Consider the following 21,179-nt stretch of genomic DNA (forward strand, 5'->3'; position numbering starts at 1 on the left):
TACCTTCCCTCTAATGCTCTTATAGTTTCATCTGTTAGATTTCTAAGTCTATGTTCTTCTAGAGTTTGCCAATTTTAATGTATATTATATCATAAATTTGTATAAAATAATTAAAACTGAGAATTTCAATAATATTAAAATTTTAACCTAGAAATTTCTTCAATTATAAACTCTTTAAATTTTTCTGCCGATGAAGACATATTCCCTTTTCTTCTCCATCCCATATGAATAGTTCTATAACAATGGTTTTCCTTTATTTTTAATATAGCTACTCCATCAGCTTTTAAATTAGGCGTATTGGGAACAACAGAAATACCTAAACCTGCGCTTACAAAGCCTGTACCTATCAGACTATTTTGACTTGGTTTCATTATCACCTTTGGTATGAAACCACAATTTTCAAATAAGGAACAAATTTTACTTTTTGTTCTTTCTGAATAAAACACAAAATTTTCATCCTTCAAATCTTCTAACGATATTTCAGTATTTTTTGCAAGATAGTGATTTTTAGGGACTATTAAAACAAGTTCCTCTCTTTTTATAGGAATTGATTCTACTTCTTTATTATTTGTTATATTCGCCTCAATTTCATCATAAAAACCTAAGTCGAAATTTCCATTTTCTAAACCTTTTAAAATATTCACAGTTGATTCCATGCAATATTCAAATTTTATATTTGGACATTCATTTAAAAATTCACTTATTATTGTTGGAATAAAATGTGTTCCAATTGTATACAGTGATGCAATTGAAATTGTCCCTGTAGTTGGATTTACCATATCTTTTAATTCTTGAATTCCTTCATTAATTTCACTAATAGCAGTTTCGGCATGTTTAAGAAACATACTACCATAACGAGTTAATCTTATATTGCGTCCATTTTTTTCAAATAGAGATACTTCCAATTCTTCTTCCAATTTAGAAATCGCCTTACTTAACGCTGGTTGTGTTACAGAAAGTAAATTTGCAGCCTCAGTAAAATTTTCTGTTTCAGCTATTTTTTTAAAATATTCTAGCTGCTGCCAATTCATTAAATTCCCCCTTAGTACTTCTTATATATATTGCAGTTATTAATGTTCAATACTCCACGGTCAATGAAGGTTGCTTTCCTCTAGAAATGCTTATGTTATAATTTTTTTGCAATATATATTATTTTAATATTAACTACCATATTTAAAACATATAACTATAAGTTATAGATTCTATGAAAAAATTTAATTGGACTCAATTAAATTTTATTGCTATTATAATAATAATTTATGAATTGCATATAATAATTCATAATGAAATTATAAAAATAATTTATATATTTGTCAAAAAAATATACTTTTAATTTTTTCAAACTGAAAGGAGAAAATTTATGAATGAAGTAATCCAAAATATTTTATCAAGAAGAAGTGTAAGAGCTTTTAAGGAAGACCAAATTTCTGATGAGGATTTAAACTTAATCCTTGAAGCTGCAAAGTTTGCTCCAAGTGGCATGGGAAAGCAAGAATGGCATTTCACAGCAATTCAAAATAAAGAAAAGATTGAGCAGTTAGTTAGTGCTGCAAAAGAAGTTATGCAAAATTCTCCAATTGAGCAATTTAAAAAGATGGGAAGCAACCCTAACTTCAATCCCTTCTATAACGCGCCTACTATAATAATAACAGCTTATGAAAAGAACGCACCAACAAAAGTATCAGATTGTGCAGTTGCTCTTGAAAATATATTCTTAGCTGCTAATTCACTTAATATCGGTTCATGTTGGATTCATATATTAGCACTAGCTGGTGATGATCCTAAGGTTAGAAGTATCCTTACAGAATTAGGTGTTCCAGCTAATTATGAAGTATCAGGTACAGCTGCTTTAGGTTTCAATAGCAAAGAGGCATCAAATGCAGCTCCTAGAAAAGAGGGAACTGTTAACATAGTAAAATAGAGTATTATTACGGAAGCAAGAAAAGCCAGCTAAAGCATGATGTTAAATCTGCTTTTGTCTGGCTCTGATAACTTTTACTCTTTTCTTTATTAAGTCTGCTGATATCCTGTTGCCGCAATCTTACATTCATTACATACAAATCCATAACAAATGCCTTCGCCATAGTCTTCAAAATCTTCCATAGATGCTTGTCCAACAAATTTCATTTCTTCTTTACATTTCGGACACTTAGGATATTCTGCATCTTGTATCCAAGCTGGCATCCCTCCTATTTTAGTAAAACTTACCTCAAGAAACTGATTAGCAGCATAATTATCAGCCTTTACATTAAGATCTATATAAACCTTTTTATCATAATTACCTTCTTCAAATTCCTCATCATCATGAGTATTCAAATAAGCTGGTTCAGCATTATACTTGCTCCAAGTTGCATTTCCCTTTGTATCTATATCTGTATAAACAAAACCATAACATGTACAATTATTACAAGTAGATATATTTATATTTTCTCCATCTAAGTCTAAGAATTTCATATTCTCATTCTGCAAATCAATCGTAAAAAGACTTTTTAATTTTCTTCCACACCATTCACATTTTCCATCTTGAGTTTTAAAAAATTTTACAGGAGTATCCTTTTCTGAAAATCCTTTTTTGATTCCATAAGACTTTTCATAATATAAATTCTTCCGTTTTCCTTGATCATCAAGCTTCCATCCGCCCTCTAAAGCATATTCGTAAGCTTTGATATATAAATCTTTACTAAAATCCGGCTCATTTTTCTTCCATTCATTAAAAGCTTTAACTACTCTGTCATTTCCAATCATAGCTAACGCTAGTAATATATGATTAATACTAAGTCTGTCATCTTTAGATTTTAATTTTTCCATTAACAACTCTGCTATATAATCTGATGCATTATAAAATAAAGATGATTCAAATATTTTAAACTCATCAATTAGTACTTCTAAAATTTCATCTATATTAACCCTATTAATGCACACTAAATGTAATAATATTTGTTCCCATTCATCATTATCATTTTTAAATAACTCCATGGCATATTTCTTTAATCTCTTTACATCCTTCGGCAAAAGTGATGCATACACTTCTTCTTTTGTCATTGGATAACTAATGTAATTTATTAATGGATCGTATTTCTTATTCATATGCATTATTTTTATTATTTCTACCAAATCAGTTATCCCTTCATAAAGGTTAACGTCTTTTTTATTTTTTCTTATATATTCTTCTCTTTCTTTTGCTTTTATTGAGTTATAACATGGATAGCAATAGCCTTCTGTCTTTACAGCTGTTGCTTCCAAAATTGTTTTGTCACAATCTCTATTTTTACATGGTATTCTCTTTATTTCATTATCCATTTTTATTTTCAACTCTTTCTATAGCTTCTTTAGTAAACTTATCATCTTCTTTTATAATTATGAATTTATTCCAATTATAACATAATTATGCTTGCTTACATATAATCCTAATCCCAATTTTCCCTATGATTTAGCATTATATACTACTAAAAAGGCATAAATTGTACTATTATGGAAAATTATCGATATTAATGTTAAAATATTATAGATTAGTATTTAAAATTAAATTATAGGGAAAATGTGGAGGGTAAATATGAAAAAATTAAAATTAACAAAATTATTAGCGGGGACTTTACTAATAACATCTTTCTTAGCATTAAGTCCAATAGCTGCAAATGCTGAATGGAAAAATAATAGTAAAGGCTGGTTCTACACTGAGGGAAATTCAGTAGCTACAGGTTGGAGACTCATTAAAGGTAACTTATATTTTTTTGAATCAAATGGATATATGATGAGCAACGATCGTACTAGATTTTTTGATTCAGAATATGGATTAAATAGCGATGGGCAATTTACAAATGTTACAATAAGCGGGAACTGGGCTTTTTGTAAACAAACTGGTAAAATAGTTACATATTTAGGGTCTGAAACCAATATAAATATTCCTGATAAAATTGATAATATACCAGTAACAGGTATAGGTGCTTATGCATTTAGATCTCCTAAAATAACAAATGTGACAATTCCAAATACAGTAACTATTATAAGTTATAACGCATTTAGTGGTTGTACAAACCTAACAGATATAAAAATACCAAATAGTGTAAAATCCATTTATGATCATGCATTTACTGATTGTTGGAAGTTGAAAAGTATAACAATCCCAGGCAGTGTAGTAACATTAGGTAATAATATATTCAATAGATGTTATAGCTTAACAGATGTAACAATTGAAAATGGTGTACGCTCTTTAGGAAATGGTACATTTACATCTTGTGTTAAATTAACAAACATAACACTACCAGATACTATAAACTTTATAGGCGAAAGTACCTTTGAAGGCTGCATGAGTTTAAAAAGTATAGTTATTCCTAATGGGGTAACAAATATTTGCAATAACACCTTTAATTATTGCTATAGTTTGACAGACATAACTATTCCTAATGGGGTAACAAGTATAGGAATGGGTGCATTCAATCATTGCAAAAATCTAAATACCATAACAATTCCAAATAGTGTTCAAAATATAAAAACACAAGAAAATGGACCTAATTATCAAGTAATTAAAGTTACACCATTTGAAGGCAGCAATAAAGTTAAAATCTATGTAAAGAGTGAGGCTACAAAACAACTTCTAGTTAATTCTGGAGTGAGCGCAGACAAAATCACTGTAACTGCCTAATATATATAATAACATAAGCACATAATATATTTTCACATAAATTAAGAGCCCATTTAGGCTCTTAATTTATGTTTTTAATTTTTAGAACAAATTATACTCTTAGCGAATATTCTTTTATTATTGTTGAAAATTTTTCAGCCTTCCTCATTCCAGCACTTTTAAAATCTCACTTTCTGTTAAATGTCTATGGCTGCCTTTCTCTAAGGTTTCATCTAAAGTTAATCCCCCAATAGAAATCCTCTTTAAATATACAACATAACAACCTACAGCCTTTAACATACGTTTAACTTGATGCTTGCGCCCTTCTGAAATTGTAAGATATCCAGACACAACTGGCTGATTAGGATGCATTGAAGCTATACTAGTAATATTATCAATTGTAATTTTATGTTTAAGTTCCTTGTACATGCCAAACTTGTCCACTTCTATTTTTGCAGGTTTAGTCATTATTTCTTTATCCTGTCCAATACATATTCCCTGTTCTAATTGATTCTTATCAGCTTCATCTAAGGAACCTAATGCCCAAAAGAAATAAGTTTTTTCAACATGTTTTTTAGGATGCATTATTTTATGTTCAAATTCACCATCATTGGTAAGCAATAATAAGCCTTCTGTATCCTTGTCCAACCTTCCAACATGAAATACACCCTTCATACTGGTATTATCGAAAAAATCAAATACTGTCTTATTAACCGCATCAGTTTTCGCAGTTATACATCCGGCAGGTTTATGAAACATATAATATACTTTTCCTGTATACACAACTATTTCATTAATATACTCAACAACATCAAAATTTTCGTTAATTTCTATTGCAGGCTCAGTTATTACTTCCCCATTTACCTTTACGCTACCTTCTTTAATATACTCCCTAACTTTTTTCCTGCTTCCAATTGCTGATTCCGCTAAAAATTTATCTAATCTCATTTATCAATGTACCTTTTCCTTTGTAAAAAATTATTTGTTTATCATAATCATCACTATATAAGCTCACCTAGCATCTCATTAATTATATTAAACAACACTATTTAACTATATTAATCGGATTTCCAGTAGTAAAGCCTTCAATGTTATCAGCTAATAAATTTAAAAGTCTTTGTCTAGATTCAAGGCAACGCCAGCCTATATGTGGAGTAAGAATAACATTCTTCATATTAAATAATGGATTATTTAATTCTGGAGGTTCTTGTTCCTGTACATCAAGGGCTGCTCCAGCAATTTTTTTATTTTTAAGAGCTTCAATTAAATCAAGTTCATTTATAATTGCACCTCTTGAAGTATTTATAATACAAGCTTCTGGTTTCATAAGTTCTAAGGTTGACTTATTAATTAAATGCTTTGTTGCATTAGTTAATGGACAATGTAAAGTCACAAAATCACTATTTTTAAGAAGCTCTTCAAGACTAACAAATTTAATAGTTGAATCCCCTAAATCCTTTGGAGTTCTACTATATACTAGTATATTCATTCCTAAAGCTTTAGCTACTTTCATAACCTGCTTACCAATAGCTCCAGCACCAACAACTCCAAGAGTTTTATTTTGAATTTCAAAATGAGGCACTTGAAGATACTTAGTAAAATTATCATAATTTTTATTTTCAATCATCCTTTGCTGTGCTGCTAACGATGAAGTTAAGTTCAAGATAAATGTAATAACTAACTGAGCTACAGCTTCACTACTATAGCCCGGAACATTACACACAGCTATATTTTTTTCTTTTGCAGCTTCAATATCAATATTGTTATAACCAGTACCAGCTTCACAAATTAATTTAACACAAGGAGGAAATTTCTCTATTAAATCTCTTCCTATTGTCATTTCCTTTGTAATTACTATTTCCTGATCCTTGATTCGTTTTAAAATCTCTTCATTACTACTATCTTCATATTTAGTAACTTTGCCTAAGTTATCTAATAATGAAAAGTCTAGTTTATTATCAAAGTTTATTTTACTTGAATTTAAAAATATAATATTACTCATTGTTCTTCTCCTTTACTTTGAACTATATGCTAGGATTTAATTCTTTTTTAATATTTCTTTAAATTTATCATAATTTCTTAAAGAATCAAATTCTGTTGCATCTTCAATGTCATATATATATTCTTCATCATATTTAATTGCAAGTTTTAAATTATTGCATGCTTCATCTTTTTTTCCTAATTTAACAAGGCAGACTCCTTTATTATAATATGCAGCCGCAAAATCAATTTTTTTATTAATTATTGTATCATAACAACTTATTGCTTTTTCAAAATCACCTTGCTTTTCATATATACTTCCTAATGATATATAAAGTGAAAGATTATCTGGATTTTTCTTTATTTGGTTATTAAACTCCTCTATAGCTCCATTATGATCCTTTAACTTTAGGTAAGAATTCATTATATAACTATTCGCACTTTTATTAGTTCCTCCTATTTCAACATATTTCTTAAAGTTAACTAGACCTTCTGAATACTTTTCAGAAGCATATAGACTCAATGCTTTACCGTACAAAGCAAGAGTGTCTTCTGAATCTTTATAAAGAGCGTTATCATAATATAGTAAAGCCTCATCATATTTTTTTAATCCATAAAGTGCATTTCCTTTATTTACGAATTCTTCTGAATCACCAGGAGAGTTTTTCAAACATATATCTATATATTTATTTGCCATTTCATACATATGCAGATTATTATACGCCCAGCTAATATTATTTAAAGTTGTTGAATCCTTTTCTCCATTATCATATAAATCAGTTAATAAAACTAATCCTTCATCATTTTTCCCACTACCTATAAGTATGTATGCTTTCAAAGCAATAGCTTCCTTATTTTTAGGATATTTTTCAAGAAAAGAATCTATACTTTTTATTGCTTCATCATATTTCTTGTCTTTGTACAATTTCTTTGGTTCCTCCGATTTAAAATTGCCCAAAGTATTATACTTTCCAATATTGCACCCTGAAATAGTACTTAATGTTATTATTAAAGTACTTATTAATATTAATGTAATTATCTTTTTTATCATTTTACCCCCTAATAATTCTCAACAAGTTTTAAAATTACTATCATTAATTTAGCATTTAGCCAATATACCCTATTATATATTATCCCATCATTTTCTATTATATCATACCGAATTACCTGCTGCACTTCCATTAGCCCTTTAGAAACAAATTCAATAAAAAAGTGAGTTCTAATTCCTTAGAACTCACTTCTTTATTTTTAAACCTTAAACTCATTAACTTCTTCTATCATTTGATTAGTCATATTATTAAGTATTTGAGCTGATGAAGCTACTTCTTCTGTTGAAGCACTCATTTTCCTCTGAAGAGGCTGAAATTTCTTCTGCTGATGTCGAAACTTCTCCCCCCATCAATTTTATTATTTCAGTTATAACGATACTTTAAGTACAAGCTTTTTTACTAAACATGGTTCATCTATTGCAATGCATGCTTTATGTCCATCTTCAGGATAAAAAATAACAAATTGACCTTCATTTACAATAAAGTTATTTCCTTCAGAACTATCTTTATATAATACTTTGTCAGTTTTAGCTAAATCATTTTTAGCTAAAGCCAATTTATTTATTGGAAGCCAACTCATTTTTTCAGTTCCACTTACTATAAATTGAATGTCTATATAACGCTCATGAGATTCAAATCTACATAGTTCTGGTTCTTTTGTAAGATATTCTTGAACTAATACAAATACATCTTCACCATCAATTAAATGTTTCCCCGCCTCTAACTCTTTTAAATTTGTTTCTTGTATAAATTTGAAAGCTCTTTGAATTTTTTCATTTCCATTACAATAGTGATTAAAATCTTTTAAATCTGCAATAATCATTTTATATCATCTCCTATATTAAAAAAAATTATTTCCCTAATTCATATAAGTACCACCATTAATATTAATAGATTCACCTGTTATAAAATCAGACATATTTGAAGCTAAAAATAGAACTGTATTTGCCACATCCTTTGACTCACCTATTCTACCTAGTGGTATTTTAGCTAATACTTGTTTACGATAATCCTCTGTCCATTGAAGCGACATATCTGTTTCAATAGGACCAGGACAAACTGCATTTACACATATATTATTTTTTGCCATTTCTAAAGCTAAATGTTGTGTAAGATAATTTACACCAGCCTTTGATGCACCATATGAAGGTGAAGCATTTCTATGTGGAGTTTTTGCTGTAGTCGAAGATACATTTATTATTTTTCCATATTGCTGTTTTATCATATGTGGTAAAACTGCGCTACAACTATAAAAGGTACCACTTAAATTTATATTTATTACTTTTTGCCACTCTTCTGGCTGAAGTTCAAGGGTTGGTATACGAGTATTAACTCCTGCATTATTAACAAGAATATCAATCTTACCAAAAGCTTCAATAGCCTTTGAAGCAATATCCTTAGAGGTCTCAGGTTTAGATATGTCTCCTGTATGTATAATGCACTTTTGATTTAATTTTTCTATTTCTCCAGCCACTTCTTTAAGTAAGTCTTCTTTATTTCCACTAATCACTAATGATGCACCATTTTCAGCCAAGGTTAATGCGATTTCTCTGCCAATACCTCTGCTGGCACCTGTAACTATTGCAATTTTTCCTTCTAATAGCATCTAATCACTCCTTATAATAATCTTTCCTTTAATTCTTATAATTATTTTTTATATGGATTCAAATTAATGAATAATTTAATAACTTCTTAGTTTTCAGGAATACAAAAATTTCCTGCGCAATAAAATAACACTAATAATTATGAGGAAATCCCCATAATTATTAGCTATAGATATATTACAATTATATATTTTTCTAAGCTTATATTGGTTTATACAGAGGAGCCCTCAAAATATAATTGTATTATTGCAATATATGATAATTATTCTCCCTTTTTAACCCATTCCTCAGATACACAAACATGTTTAATATATTGTCTAAAGTAAGTAAATGTAATATTAATTTTTCCATCAGAAGTTTGTTTTACAGATGGATATGAGAATTCACGATTTACTTTTTCCTTTGAGTTATTGCTCATACAATATCCATCACCAACTTCTATGTTTCTCTTGTATGGCCAAGTCTTTCCACCATCTTCAGAAATTGCTATTGCAAGAGGTGCTCTTGGTGTTCCCCAGAAAGCTGTTTTTCTTTCAGTTCCATTGTCTTCTGGGACAAAACTATTTTCTGTGTTATCTACTGCTTCTGAAGCTTCTTCATCATCTTCTATTTCATCATATAATGAAGCTCTTCTTTCTGTAGCTTTTTCAGCATTTATATCGTTAAAAATTAACGCTAAATGACCATTATTAAGAACAGTAAATTGGATAGATGAATTGTTATTTGGAAGCTCTGTAGGAACTGGTTCTGTCCATGTTCTTCCATTGTCAGTTGATCTGCTCATATAAATATTATCTGCCCAACGGCTTCTATATAAAGCTAATAGTGTACCATCATGTAATTTTTCTACATTCATATGAACACAGCCTGTGCTATTTGGAACTTCATATTCAGTCCAAGTATTTCCATTATCTGCTGAAATTTTAACTGCACTTACATCATAATCACCATTCCATTTTTGTCCTTGTGGTGTATAGCAATAGAAAATTGGAATAAGCCATTCTGAATTATCTAAAACTACTATTGGCTGACGTACAAAAGTTCCTGGTTTATCAAATAAAGTTTCTATTGGTCCCCATGTATATCCATTATCAGAAGATACTCTGTATCTAACTATTGCAGTATCTTGATTTCCTGATTTTTGTGCAGTATATATTAACCATAAATCTCCATTTGGTGCTGGAAATAAAATAGGATTTTGTTCAGATTTAGTTGGATCTTCAGATAATTTTACTGGTTCTGTCCAAACTGTTTCACCTTTATTAAGTCTTGACATGAAAATTGATATATCAGCTATACCTTCTTGAGTCCCTGAAAACCAGGCACATAATAAATCACCATTAGCTAAAGGCATAACATTTGATGCATGATTTTGAATACAAAATGATGGTAATGCTGCTTCTACCCTTTCTAAATCTCCTTCAACTTGATATAATTTTCCTTGTTCTATATTACTCAAATTAATCACTCCATTGTTTTATTTTTTACTCTGTTTAAAATTCAAAATATTACTTTCTTATCTATATAAGCTTTAAGAAATATGTAAATCAGTTAAGAGTTTTGAATTCAAAATTAAGAATTAAGGATGAAATTACAAAGCTATTTCTAAAAATATACACCTCTAAAAAGAGTGGCTATGCCACAATTCGGAACTATTTGCCTCTGAAAAGAGCAGCTATGCTGCAATACAGAGCTATTCACCTTTGAAAATAGTGGCTATGCCGCAATACGGAACTTTATCAAAAAAACTACGGCTTTTCTTCCTCAACCCCTAACTCTTAACTGAATTAAATTTCCTAACTAGCTGCTTCTTCTTTTAAGTTTTCTACTTTCTTTTTATTTCCACCAAACAATCTTTCAATAAGCATTATTATAATTGGTGTAGCTATAGCAATATATATATTATCAATTCCATATGGATTTCCTAATGCATACCATACTGAAGTTGTAATAGCTGCTCCTAAAAGTCCTAAAGTTGCTCCTCTATTGCTATTAAACATTGGTAGGAAGAATCCCATAACTGCAATTATAGCAATTGTTAAACGAAGTGCTTTAGTAAAGAATGACAATGAAAGAATTGATGGGAACATGAATACAAATAGTAATGGTACAAAACCAATTATTAATGAAAAGATTCTTGTCATCTTGAATTCCTTTTCAGCACTTGGTTTGTAGTATGGTACATAAAAATCCTTTACTACTAGAGACGATATTGCCAAAGCAACAGTACTTACACTTACAAATATTGATGCAACAAGTGAAGTAGTAACTAATCCAGCTAAAAATGGATTCATACCATTTATAAAAACTGGTAATGCATATACACTCTTCATATCTGGGTAAAGATATTTAGCAGCTACACCAATAACTCCAAGGAAAACTGCTATAGGTAAACATAAGATACCAGCATATATTGTTGATTTCTTAGCTTCTGCTGCACTTTTAGTTGATGAAATAGCTTGAATAATGTATTGAGTTGAGAATATAGAACCTATTGTTGCAACTATCCATGCAATTACTGTAGTAGCACCTATATGTCCATCCCAAGTAAAGTAGAATGATGGCATATTTTGAACCATAGGAGTAATTCCACCTGTTTGAGATAATGCAAATACTAAAATTAAGATAACTCCAAAATACTTTAATGCTGTATGTAAAATTGTTACATAAGCGATACTCTTCATACCACCAAAGGCAAAGTAAAATGTACTAACAACAGCTATTACTAAATAAGCTATAGGTAAATTAACTGAGAATACACTTGATAGTGCTGCTGCTCCACTAATATAGTTTCCAACGTTTACAAGAAGTAGTGCATAAATCATAATAAGAGAAACTGCAATCTTTGTTGATTTTCCAAACTTTTGTTCAATCATTCCTGAAATTGTAACCTGACCTGAATTATACATTCTCTTAACCATAAATAATCCGAAAAGTACAAATCCTATTGTTGCTGCTACAGTTGACCAAGAAGCAGCAAGCCCTGCTGTAAATGCTTCCTGTGCTGTTCCTACAGTAGACTTAGCACCAATATATTCTGACATCATTAAGATTCCCACGATAAAAGCTGGCATAGATTTAGCTGCCGTCATAAATTGTTCATTAGTTTTACTGCGTAATTTAACTGTTAACCATGATGTGAATAAAATATAAACTATTATCATACCGCCTATAAGCATAAGACTTGATGTTGAAAAATGTTGATTCATATAAGTTCATCTCCCTTAATTTTTACTCATTTTATTTTTGCAGTAAGTCACCTATATTTTTACAAGTGACTTACTATGTTTTAAATTTTAATAGTGTTATTGCTTAGGTGCTAATTCTGCACCTGATACTAACGCAGCAATCATACTTGCCTCATCAGCTATGTTTTTACCTGCTATATCAAAAGCAGTTCCATGATCTACAGATGTACGAATTATTCCGCCTTTTAAGCCTACTGTTATATTTACCCCATCTTCAAAACCAGATACCTTAACTGGTACATGTCCTTGATCATGATAGCAAGCTACAACTATATCGAATTCTCCACGGATAGCACGGAAGAACACTGTATCTGCTGGATAAGGTCCAGTTACATTAACCCCTTCAGCAGCAGCTTTTTCTATTGCTGGAATTAATTTTTCTTCTTCTTCACCATATCCAAACATTCCATTTTCACCACAATGAGGATTAATACCTGCTACAGCTATTCTTGGATTTTTATTTCCTGCACTTTTTAAAGTGTCATTTGCAAGATTAACAACCTTGTACGTACGGTCTGGATTTATAGAATTAATTGCATCTATTAAGCCTTTGTGAGTTGTAAGGTGAATTACCTTTAATTTAGGTGTTGTAAGCATCATTGAATAATCTTCAGTTTCTGTTAAATCTGCAAGAATTTCAGTATGACCTGGATACATGTGTCCACCTAAATGAAGTGCTGCTTTATTTAATGGAGCTGTACAAATAACTTGAATTTCTCCTGCTTTTGCTAAATCAACAGCTTTTTTTATAAATTGGAAGGCTGCATCTCCAGCTTTGCCAGAAAGTTCACCAAAAGTAAGATCAGCTGGTAATAAATCTAAATCAATACAATCAATTGTTCCCATATTAAACTTACATTCACTAGCATGTTCTACCTTATTAAAAGTCACCTTAGATTTAGTTACAGCAGTTGCTCTTTCTAATATCTTAAGATCCCCAATTACAAGTGGTCTGCAAATGTCATATACAGACTTATGTTCTAATGCCTTTACTATAATTTCTGGTCCAATACCTGCAGCATCTCCCATTGTAATAGCAATTATAGGTTTCATATTGTGCCTCCTTTAAGTTTATTTAATGCATTTACCATAGCTAGCTTACTTCCAAAGTTTCCAGCCTTTGTAATAGCATAAATTTCTTTGTTAGTTTTTGTGTATCCAATTGGAATACCAGGTTCTACTTCATCCATTAGACGAAGTTCTTTTACATCTAATTTGTCTAAAACTTGATATGCAGTATCTCCTCCTGTAAGAAAAAGATGATTTATATCTAAAGCATTTATTAACTCTACTGCTAATTCACCTAAGGTATCAGCAATAATATTACTTAGTTCTATAGGAGTTTTACCAATTTTTGCTCCTATAGCTTGTATTTCTTTAACATTGTTTGAAGAGAAAAGAGCAATATTCTTATTTTCATTGAAAGCTTTTTTTGCTTCCTCTTTAAGCCTATTTATTTCTTTTTCTTTAACTTCATTATCTAATAGGACTTCCGAAGAGTTCATTTCAAGACCAATTACATCTTTTACGTTTAATAAATGTTCTAACTGAACTCTACCTATTGCACTTACACTTCCTACTACTAATAAAACTGGCTTTTCTGCTGGTTTTATTGATAAATCCATGCCTTTTTGCTTTAAGCCATAAACCTTTGGCAAATAATTCATAAGTCCTGCAGACCCTACCCAAATAGCAGAACATCTAGCCTTACAGATATATTCAGCTAAACTTTCTAAATCAGAACCTTGAATTGAATCTACTGTAATATAACAAATATTATTTTTTTTAAATTCTTCTAGTAAAGTGGCAACCTTTTCAAAACCTTCATGTAAATCCCCGCAAGAAATATGCCCAACATCTTTATTAGACTGCTTTTGTATAAGTCTTGTTATATTGGAATCTGTCACAGGTGTTTTAGGATCATTTGCCACCTCTGTTTCATGCAATTGTATGTTGTTTAAAAAATGTATGCCATCAATTATCTGACGTCCATTTTCAGGATAACCAGGAGCTATCAATACAAAATCCGGTTTAAAAACATCATATACTGCGTTAACCTCCTGACCTATATTTCCCCTCATGGTAGAATCAATTTTTTTATAAACTATATCGTATTTTTCGCCTTTTATTTTTTCACAAATATATTTAACTTTGGTATAAGCTTCTTCTTGAGATACAGATCGGCTATCTGTATTATAAATAATAGCCTCTCTGTCTCCTTCTATAATTGAATTATTGTTTAAAATAACCGAAACATTTAAACCATAATGAATAAGCTGACCACCACAATCACTTGCACCTGTTATATCATCTGCAATAACTGCTAATCTTATTGGTTTCATAATACTTTTCCTCTAATAACTTTCTATAATGACTTAAAGAATTTTCTTATATATTTCACGAGCATCTTCTGGTGTAAGCTTACGCATGTTATTGTCTAAAAGTCTTGTAACTTCCATTCCAGCTTTAACTAACACATCTAAATCAGATGCTGGTACTCCAAAAGTAGATAAACTTGTTGGAATGTCCAAATGTTTTACAATGTGTTCAAGCTGTTTAATGATAAATTCACTTTTTTCTTCCATAGAAGTGCAAGCTTTTTCTCCATGAACACATCTGTCATATGCTATAGCAAATTTTTCACGACATACTGATTCATTAAATCTCATAACAGGTGCTAAAAGAATTGCATTAGAAACACCGTGAGCAATATGATATTTACCACCAAGAGGGTAACTCAAAGCATGTACAGCTGTTGTTCCTGAAGCAGTTATTGCAACTCCTGCGTAAAAACTTGCAATTTGCATTTTATTTTTAGCGTCCATAGCTTCAGCATCATCGCAGGCTGGAATAATATTGTTAAGAATTATATCTAAGGCTTCAAGAGCAAAAAGATCACTAAAAGTATTTGCCTTATTACCAGTAAAACACTCAATAGCATGAGCTAATGCATCTACCCCTGTAGCAGCTGCGATTTTTCTAGGTAACTTTTTAATCATTATTGCATCTAAGATAACATAATCCGAAATCATTTCTTCATTTACTATACCTATCTTTAATTCTCTTTCTGGAACTGCTACAATTGCATTAGGTGTAGCTTCAGCTCCTGTTCCAGCTGTTGTAGGTATCACTAAAGTCTTTATGCACTTTTTAGCTAATTTAGGTTGATCCAATAATTCGTAAACTCCATACTCATCTGTTACAAGTATGCTGGCAAGCTTTGCAGTGTCTATAACACTTCCTCCACCTACTGCCATGATGAAATCAGCCTTGCTTTCTTTAAATTGATCTACAAGCTTTTGTACTTCACTATATGTAGGTTCAGCTGGTAATTCATCAAGTATAATTACATCAACTCCCGTTTCATTTACAAAATTCATAGGATAATCTAGTAAACCTGCATTTTCAATTCCCTTATCTGTAAAAACAGCTAATTTATTAACTTTATTTTCCAAAAGAATTGTTTTTATGTTTTCCAATGAATTTTCACCGCTATATACTGCATGTGGCATTTTCAAATTATACTTATCAAGCATTTTGTGCGACCTCCCTTTCTTTATATTTCTGATTTTTCTTTATAGTATTGAACCATTGCCTTAACTTTTTCAAGAGCTTCACCTGATAATTCAGCTATTGGAAGTCTTGGAGCTCCTACTGGAATTCCACTAATTTCAACTGCTTTCTTTAATGATGCTGGAATTGATGATAGCGGGAAAGTATCTCTAAGTGGTTGTAAAGCTTCTTGAGCTTTTTGAGCTTCATCTATATTTCCATTTAGCCAGTTGTTATAAATTGCTACAACTGTTTTTGGTAACATATTTGCTGTGGCAGCAATTGCTCCTACTCCACCTGCCATTAAAGTTTTTAAGATTAATGAATCTGTACCTGCAAGTACTGAAAATTCTTCATCCTTAGTCACATTAATGTATTGCTCTATATTTTCAAATTTACCGCTACTATCTTTTATACCAGCGATATTTTTAACCTTTGCTAATCTTGCAACTATTTCTGGTTCTATTGTCATTCCAGTTTTTCCTGGGATGTTATATAAAAGTACTGGTATAGATACTGCTTCTGCTATCTTTTCATAATGAGCAGCAAGATCTTCTTGAGATGGTGTAACAAAATATGGTGTTATAACTGAAAGTGCATCTGCACCAAGTGCTTCCATCTTTTTAGATAATTCAATTACTTCTGCAGTTCCATTTCCACCTGTTCCAATCATAACTGGAACTCTTCCTTTAGCTTCATCAATGATTATCTTAGCTATATTTAACTTTTCTTCTTCGCTGAATAAATGAAACTCTCCATTTGTTCCTAATGCGAAAAGACCATGAACTCCTGCTTCAATAAAATAGTTTGTCATTTCACGTAATACTTTTTCATTCACCTTTTGATCTTTATCTAATGGTGTTAACATTGCTGGAAATATACCTTTAAATTCCATTTTGTATCCTCCTTTAACAAAAAAACATTTTGCAACTGTTTTCATGATTTCATTATATATACATTCGTTTAATTTGTAAACAGTTTTCTTAAAAAATATATATTTTTATTCTTTTTTCGCCTAACTGTTTAATAATTAAACAGTTGTCTTACTTATTTTTCTTTTAAAGTTACAAAATTCAATATATAGCTTGCTCAGTATACGACAATTCATAAATTTAAACGCAAAAAAATGGCGCCTATTTTAATTTGCGCCATAAAGTTGTTCTGGTTATTTTTAATCTTTCAGCTGTACGAGTATTATTCATACCTTCTTCCAGCCAAATCTGTTTTATAATTCTTTGTTCGATTTCTTCTAAGGAACCAGCTAAATCAATATTTAATTTTTCATCTACTACTTCAGTATTTGCTAGCACCTTTTCAACATCAGTTACATTTATATAATGTTCATTAGCTATAAGTACAAGCTCCTTGATAATTTGCCTAAATTGATCTATATTACCTTTCCATCTGAAGTTTTTCAATAGTTCTGTTGCTTCTTCTCTAATGCCAACAATCTGTTTTCCAAAGTTTATGTTAAATTCATTGATATACATACGTGCTAAGTTTTCTATATCATCTTTTCTTTCAGACAATGAAGGAAGCTGTAAGGTGAGCTTTGATAGCAATTTGTATAATTCATATTGAAAACTTTCTACTTCCACAAGCTTTGAAATATTCTCATCTGATGAAGCTATGAATCTGCATTTAAATTTATTATTAAGTAAACAATATATTAATTGTTTTTGAATCTCCAAAATAAGTTTATCAATATTTTTTAAATAAACTGTTCCAGCTTCAAAAAAAATCCCCTTATTTAATTCTAAAATATTATCGATAATAACTTTCCAATTCTCATCCAGCATCAAATTACAATCAATAATAAAATACGGTTTATCTTTATTAATACCATTAAAATGAATATATCTAGCTAATTTTTCTTTTCCAGTCCCTTTTTCTCCAAGTATCCAAATTGGCTCATTAATATTTAAATATTTTTCTGCCAGCATCAAGGAATTTTTCATTTTTTCATTGGTGGTAACACTCATATTAGTTATATTTACTGATTGCTTTTCATTAGCTGATATCACTTCAATTCCAGGCATATTTTTATAATAATTTATTTCACACTCAGCAATTCTGAACACTACTTCATTACTATCCCCAACTAGATATCCATAAACCTTCCAATATTCATTATCTATACATATAATTGATTGAAGTGTCCCCTTCTCTAAAACTTCAGCTACAGATTTTTTTAAATCCAACATATCTTCAAACTTTTTTATTTTCCTATTAAAAAATGTATTAGAATAAGTTAACTTCAATTGTTTATCATATATTATTATTCCATTTTTCTCTTTTTCCGCAATTTTATCAATAGTAACTAATTCTCTCTTCAATCTTTTAGTATAATCATAAATTTTTTTAGCATTTTTAAAAGCCTTTAATACGCTTTCTTTTCCAGAAGTAAGCAAAACCCCGTTTAACCCGATACTTTCAGCCTTTTTAACAGTGATAAAGTCTCCAATAATAACCTGATAGTCTTCCTTTTTCAATTTTATAAGCATTGGTTCAACTTCTGCTTCTTCTTTTATGGTGTAGGAAGAAATATCAACATCTACTATTTCACATATTGTTGCAGCACCTTCTGAAATTGATGCAAAACCTACAATAGCCACTTTTCCTGGATAATCCTTTAAAAGAGTCAAAACTCTTAACATATCATACCCTGAAATTTCTATTTCAATAACAGGAATTGGAACAACTTTTTGAATCATTTCCGCAGTACCACCACGACTTATGATAACATCAATATCATTTAAGAGTGCTTCTTTTGCTAAACTAACACCTTTTTCTAAGTCTCCAACTTCAGCCTGTAGTTCAAATTCTTCGTTCCTTCCAATATCTATCATTAACTCCTTTAGTCCCTCATAAGGAGCAATCGCCATGACTTTCATTATTTCACCTACTCTAATACTTTAATATATCGCTATTATATCATATCTCTATGCCTTTAGTTCTTCATTTTTATTTTCTTAGTTTATAAACTTCCGAATTTATGATACAATCAGATGTAAAATTGTAATAAAGAAAAATATAAGTAATTATATTTTTTTAGCTAAGACATACTAAAATAGATTAACGTAATAATGCATTTATAAAAATGCTTTAAATTGGAGGAATATATGAATAATAAAAATGATAAAAATATAGAAATGATGAAAAAATTAATAGAAGAAAAGAAACAAAAAGGAAATAACACTAAAAATAATGAAAAACCAAAAAAAGTTATAGGCAGAATGTTATTGCATAGTGGAAGGACAACTCAATAAAAAACTCTACTTGCAAGTAAAGAGCTTATTTTATAGGCTCTTCTCAAACGATAAAGCGAGGTAATAATATGATAAAAATTAATAACTTATCCTACTCCTTTCCACAAAAAGACTTATATAATGATATTTCTTTTACCTTAGAAGAAGATCAGCATTGTGCTTTTATAGGTTCAAGTGGTAGTGGGAAAAGTACACTTATAGATATAATTATGAAGCCTGAAGACTATATGTTTGATGGTACTATAGAAATAGAACCAAATTGTAAAATTGGATATGTAAGTCAATTCTCTAAAGTAGACAATGCAAAGGGAACTACAGTTTTAGAATATCTATCTGAAGATTACACTAAGCTTCAAGATGAAATAACTTCTATTTGTGCTGAAATGGAAACAGCTTCTGATATGGATACTTTACTTGAAAAATATCAAGAAGCTTTAGATACACTAAATGCAACCTTTGGAGATGATTTTGAAAGTGAACTTAATAAGAAATTAAATTTGGCTGAATTAAATAATCTTAAATATACTAATATTTCTGAACTTAGTGGCGGAGAGTTTAAGCTTATTCAAGTAATAAAGGAAATGCTTAGTAAACCAAACGTAATGATAATGGATGAACCTGATGTATTTTTAGATTTTGCAAATCTTAATGCTCTTAGAAATTTAATTAATTCTTACAAAGGGATAATGCTCGTTATCACTCATAACAGATATTTATTAAATCATTGTTTTAATAAAATTATACATCTAGAAAATCACGAACTCCAAGAATTTGATGGCAGCTATATAGATTATAACTTCTCATTACTTCAAAGTAAAATTGAACTACAAGAACTATCTATTGCTGATGATGAAGAAATTGAGAGAAACGAACGTATAATTAAAAGACTAAGAGATAGAGCTGAAGTCACAGGTGAAACTGCTGCTGGAAAATATCTAAAAGCTAGAATGAAATTTCAAGAAAGATTAGAAGCTCGTAGAATAAAAATGCCTTTTGTTGAAATTAAGCAGCCATATATTCGCTTAACTACTAATAATCCCGTGGAAGAAAAAATAGCTTTAAAAGTTACTGATTATAGTGTTAGCTTTGATGATATACTTTTAGAAAATGTTAACTTTGAAATTAAATCTAATGATAAAGTAGCTATTATAGGATTAAACGGTACTGGAAAAACAACTTTGCTTAAAGACATAGTCAAAAATAATCATCCTTCTATAGAAATAGCTCCTGACATAGAAGTAGCGTATTTATCTCAACTTCAAAGTGAAATATTAAATGAATCAAATACAATACTTGAAGAATTCATGGATGCAGGCTTTAAAAGTTACGAAGATGTAGAAGACTATGTTTCAAACTATGATTTTGAAGGAGAAATACTACATCAAAAGATTGGATCATTATCTGGTGGCGAAAAAAATACACTTCAATTAGCTAAAATTTCTGCTACTGGAGCAAATATGCTACTTTTAGATGAACCAACAAGTCATTTAGACATTTATTCACAAATGGCTCTTGAAACAGCAATAGAAAAATACAATGGTTCCATTTTAATGATATCCCATGATTACTATTCTGTAGCAAATTGCGTAGATTATGTTTTGCTTATTGAAGACAAAACCATTAGAAAAATGAAAATCAAAAAATTTAAGCAGATGATTTATAATAAATACTTTGATAAAGATTATTTAGAACTTGAACAAAAGAAAAAAACTTTAGAAATGAACATATCTATAGCTCTTAGAAATACTGATTTTGAACGAGCAAAAGCTTTATCTGAAGAACTTGAAGCTCTCATTAAATTATTTTAGATTTATAAAATAAATAAGAGTAGTCTTGATAATTTTACTTAAGTTATC

General features: G+C 30.0%; 19 protein-coding genes. 4 read left to right on the plus strand and 15 right to left on the minus strand.

All coding sequences use genetic code 11. The features are described 5' to 3' along the window. Window positions 1-134 precede the first annotated feature (134 nt). Window positions 135-1,031: a LysR family transcriptional regulator gene (locus tag CSPA_RS19280; RefSeq protein WP_015394042.1), complete on the minus strand. Its 897-nt coding sequence runs from the start codon at window positions 1,029-1,031 to the stop codon at window positions 135-137. A gap of 329 nt (window positions 1,032-1,360) precedes the next feature. Between CSPA_RS19280 and CSPA_RS19285 the strand changes: the two genes are divergently transcribed. Further along, entirely contained in the window at window positions 1,361-1,921 is a 561-nt protein-coding gene (locus CSPA_RS19285; RefSeq protein ID WP_015394043.1) for a nitroreductase family protein, read from the plus strand. A gap of 89 nt (window positions 1,922-2,010) precedes the next feature. Here CSPA_RS19285 and CSPA_RS19290 read toward each other — a convergent pair whose 3' ends face one another. Continuing rightward, window positions 2,011-3,300: a hypothetical protein gene (locus CSPA_RS19290; protein ID WP_015394044.1), complete on the minus strand. Its 1,290-nt coding sequence runs from the start codon at window positions 3,298-3,300 to the stop codon at window positions 2,011-2,013. 253 nt (window positions 3,301-3,553) lie between these two features. On the opposite strand from CSPA_RS19290, the gene CSPA_RS19295 reads away from it, so the two are divergent. Beyond that, a complete protein-coding gene (locus CSPA_RS19295; protein WP_015394045.1) occupies window positions 3,554-4,642 on the plus strand; it encodes a leucine-rich repeat domain-containing protein in 1,089 nt (362 codons plus the stop codon). 144 nt (window positions 4,643-4,786) lie between these two features. Here CSPA_RS19295 and CSPA_RS19300 read toward each other — a convergent pair whose 3' ends face one another. The 13 genes from CSPA_RS19300 to CSPA_RS19355 form a co-directional block, all read right to left on the minus strand. After that, window positions 4,787-5,569 carry a pseudouridine synthase gene (locus tag CSPA_RS19300; protein WP_015394046.1) on the minus strand — a complete coding sequence of 261 codons (783 nt, stop codon included), beginning with the start codon at window positions 5,567-5,569 and terminating at the stop codon, window positions 4,787-4,789. 97 nt (window positions 5,570-5,666) lie between these two features. Further along, window positions 5,667-6,623: an NAD(P)-dependent oxidoreductase gene (locus CSPA_RS19305; protein ID WP_015394047.1), complete on the minus strand. Its 957-nt coding sequence runs from the start codon at window positions 6,621-6,623 to the stop codon at window positions 5,667-5,669. 36 nt (window positions 6,624-6,659) lie between these two features. Beyond that, window positions 6,660-7,652 carry a tetratricopeptide repeat protein gene (locus CSPA_RS19310; protein ID WP_015394048.1) on the minus strand — a complete coding sequence of 331 codons (993 nt, stop codon included), beginning with the start codon at window positions 7,650-7,652 and terminating at the stop codon, window positions 6,660-6,662. Window positions 7,653-7,849: 197 nt separating this feature from the next. Continuing rightward, the gene (locus tag CSPA_RS29905) at window positions 7,850-7,945 is read right to left on the minus strand and encodes a hypothetical protein (RefSeq protein WP_017810460.1); all 96 of its coding nucleotides are present in this window, start codon (window positions 7,943-7,945) and stop codon (window positions 7,850-7,852) included. Window positions 7,946-8,017: 72 nt separating this feature from the next. After that, a complete protein-coding gene (locus CSPA_RS19315) occupies window positions 8,018-8,473 on the minus strand; it encodes a NanQ anomerase/TabA/YiaL family protein (RefSeq protein ID WP_015394049.1) in 456 nt (151 codons plus the stop codon). Between the two features lie 36 nt (window positions 8,474-8,509). Next, on the minus strand, window positions 8,510-9,256 hold the full coding sequence (locus CSPA_RS19320; protein ID WP_015394050.1) for an SDR family NAD(P)-dependent oxidoreductase: 747 nt from the start codon (window positions 9,254-9,256) through the stop codon (window positions 8,510-8,512). A 260-nt stretch (window positions 9,257-9,516) separates the two neighbouring features. Beyond that, complete coding sequence (locus CSPA_RS19325; protein ID WP_015394051.1) at window positions 9,517-10,713, minus strand: sialidase family protein; 1,197 nt, start codon at window positions 10,711-10,713, stop codon at window positions 9,517-9,519. Between the two features lie 337 nt (window positions 10,714-11,050). After that, window positions 11,051-12,463 (minus strand): sodium:solute symporter family protein, encoded by a 1,413-nt coding sequence (locus tag CSPA_RS19330; RefSeq protein ID WP_015394052.1) that lies wholly within the window; start codon window positions 12,461-12,463, stop codon window positions 11,051-11,053. Window positions 12,464-12,559: 96 nt separating this feature from the next. Further along, entirely contained in the window at window positions 12,560-13,555 is a 996-nt protein-coding gene (gene pdxA, locus CSPA_RS19335; protein WP_015394053.1) for a 4-hydroxythreonine-4-phosphate dehydrogenase PdxA, read from the minus strand. Then, window positions 13,552-14,844, minus strand: coding sequence for a four-carbon acid sugar kinase family protein (locus CSPA_RS19340; protein WP_015394054.1), 1,293 nt, complete (start codon window positions 14,842-14,844; stop codon window positions 13,552-13,554). Before CSPA_RS19340 ends, pdxA begins: the two co-directional genes overlap by 4 nt. 33 nt (window positions 14,845-14,877) lie before the next feature. After that, window positions 14,878-16,038, minus strand: a complete 1,161-nt coding sequence (locus tag CSPA_RS19345) for an iron-containing alcohol dehydrogenase (protein WP_015394055.1) — start codon at window positions 16,036-16,038, stop codon at window positions 14,878-14,880. 20 nt (window positions 16,039-16,058) lie between these two features. Further along, on the minus strand, window positions 16,059-16,949 hold the full coding sequence (gene dapA, locus CSPA_RS19350) for a 4-hydroxy-tetrahydrodipicolinate synthase (protein WP_015394056.1): 891 nt from the start codon (window positions 16,947-16,949) through the stop codon (window positions 16,059-16,061). A 238-nt stretch (window positions 16,950-17,187) separates the two neighbouring features. Then, window positions 17,188-18,948, minus strand: coding sequence for a PrpR N-terminal domain-containing protein (locus tag CSPA_RS19355; protein WP_015394057.1), 1,761 nt, complete (start codon window positions 18,946-18,948; stop codon window positions 17,188-17,190). 228 nt (window positions 18,949-19,176) lie between these two features. On the opposite strand from CSPA_RS19355, the gene CSPA_RS30305 reads away from it, so the two are divergent. Then, window positions 19,177-19,323: a hypothetical protein gene (locus tag CSPA_RS30305; RefSeq protein ID WP_015394058.1), complete on the plus strand. Its 147-nt coding sequence runs from the start codon at window positions 19,177-19,179 to the stop codon at window positions 19,321-19,323. 68 nt (window positions 19,324-19,391) lie between these two features. Beyond that, window positions 19,392-21,131: an ABC-F family ATP-binding cassette domain-containing protein gene (locus CSPA_RS19360; protein WP_015394059.1), complete on the plus strand. Its 1,740-nt coding sequence runs from the start codon at window positions 19,392-19,394 to the stop codon at window positions 21,129-21,131. The last annotated feature ends 48 nt before the right edge of the window (window positions 21,132-21,179 follow it).

Source organism: Clostridium saccharoperbutylacetonicum N1-4(HMT) (assembly GCF_000340885.1).
In the GTDB taxonomy this organism is placed as follows: domain Bacteria; phylum Bacillota; class Clostridia; order Clostridiales; family Clostridiaceae; genus Clostridium; species Clostridium saccharoperbutylacetonicum.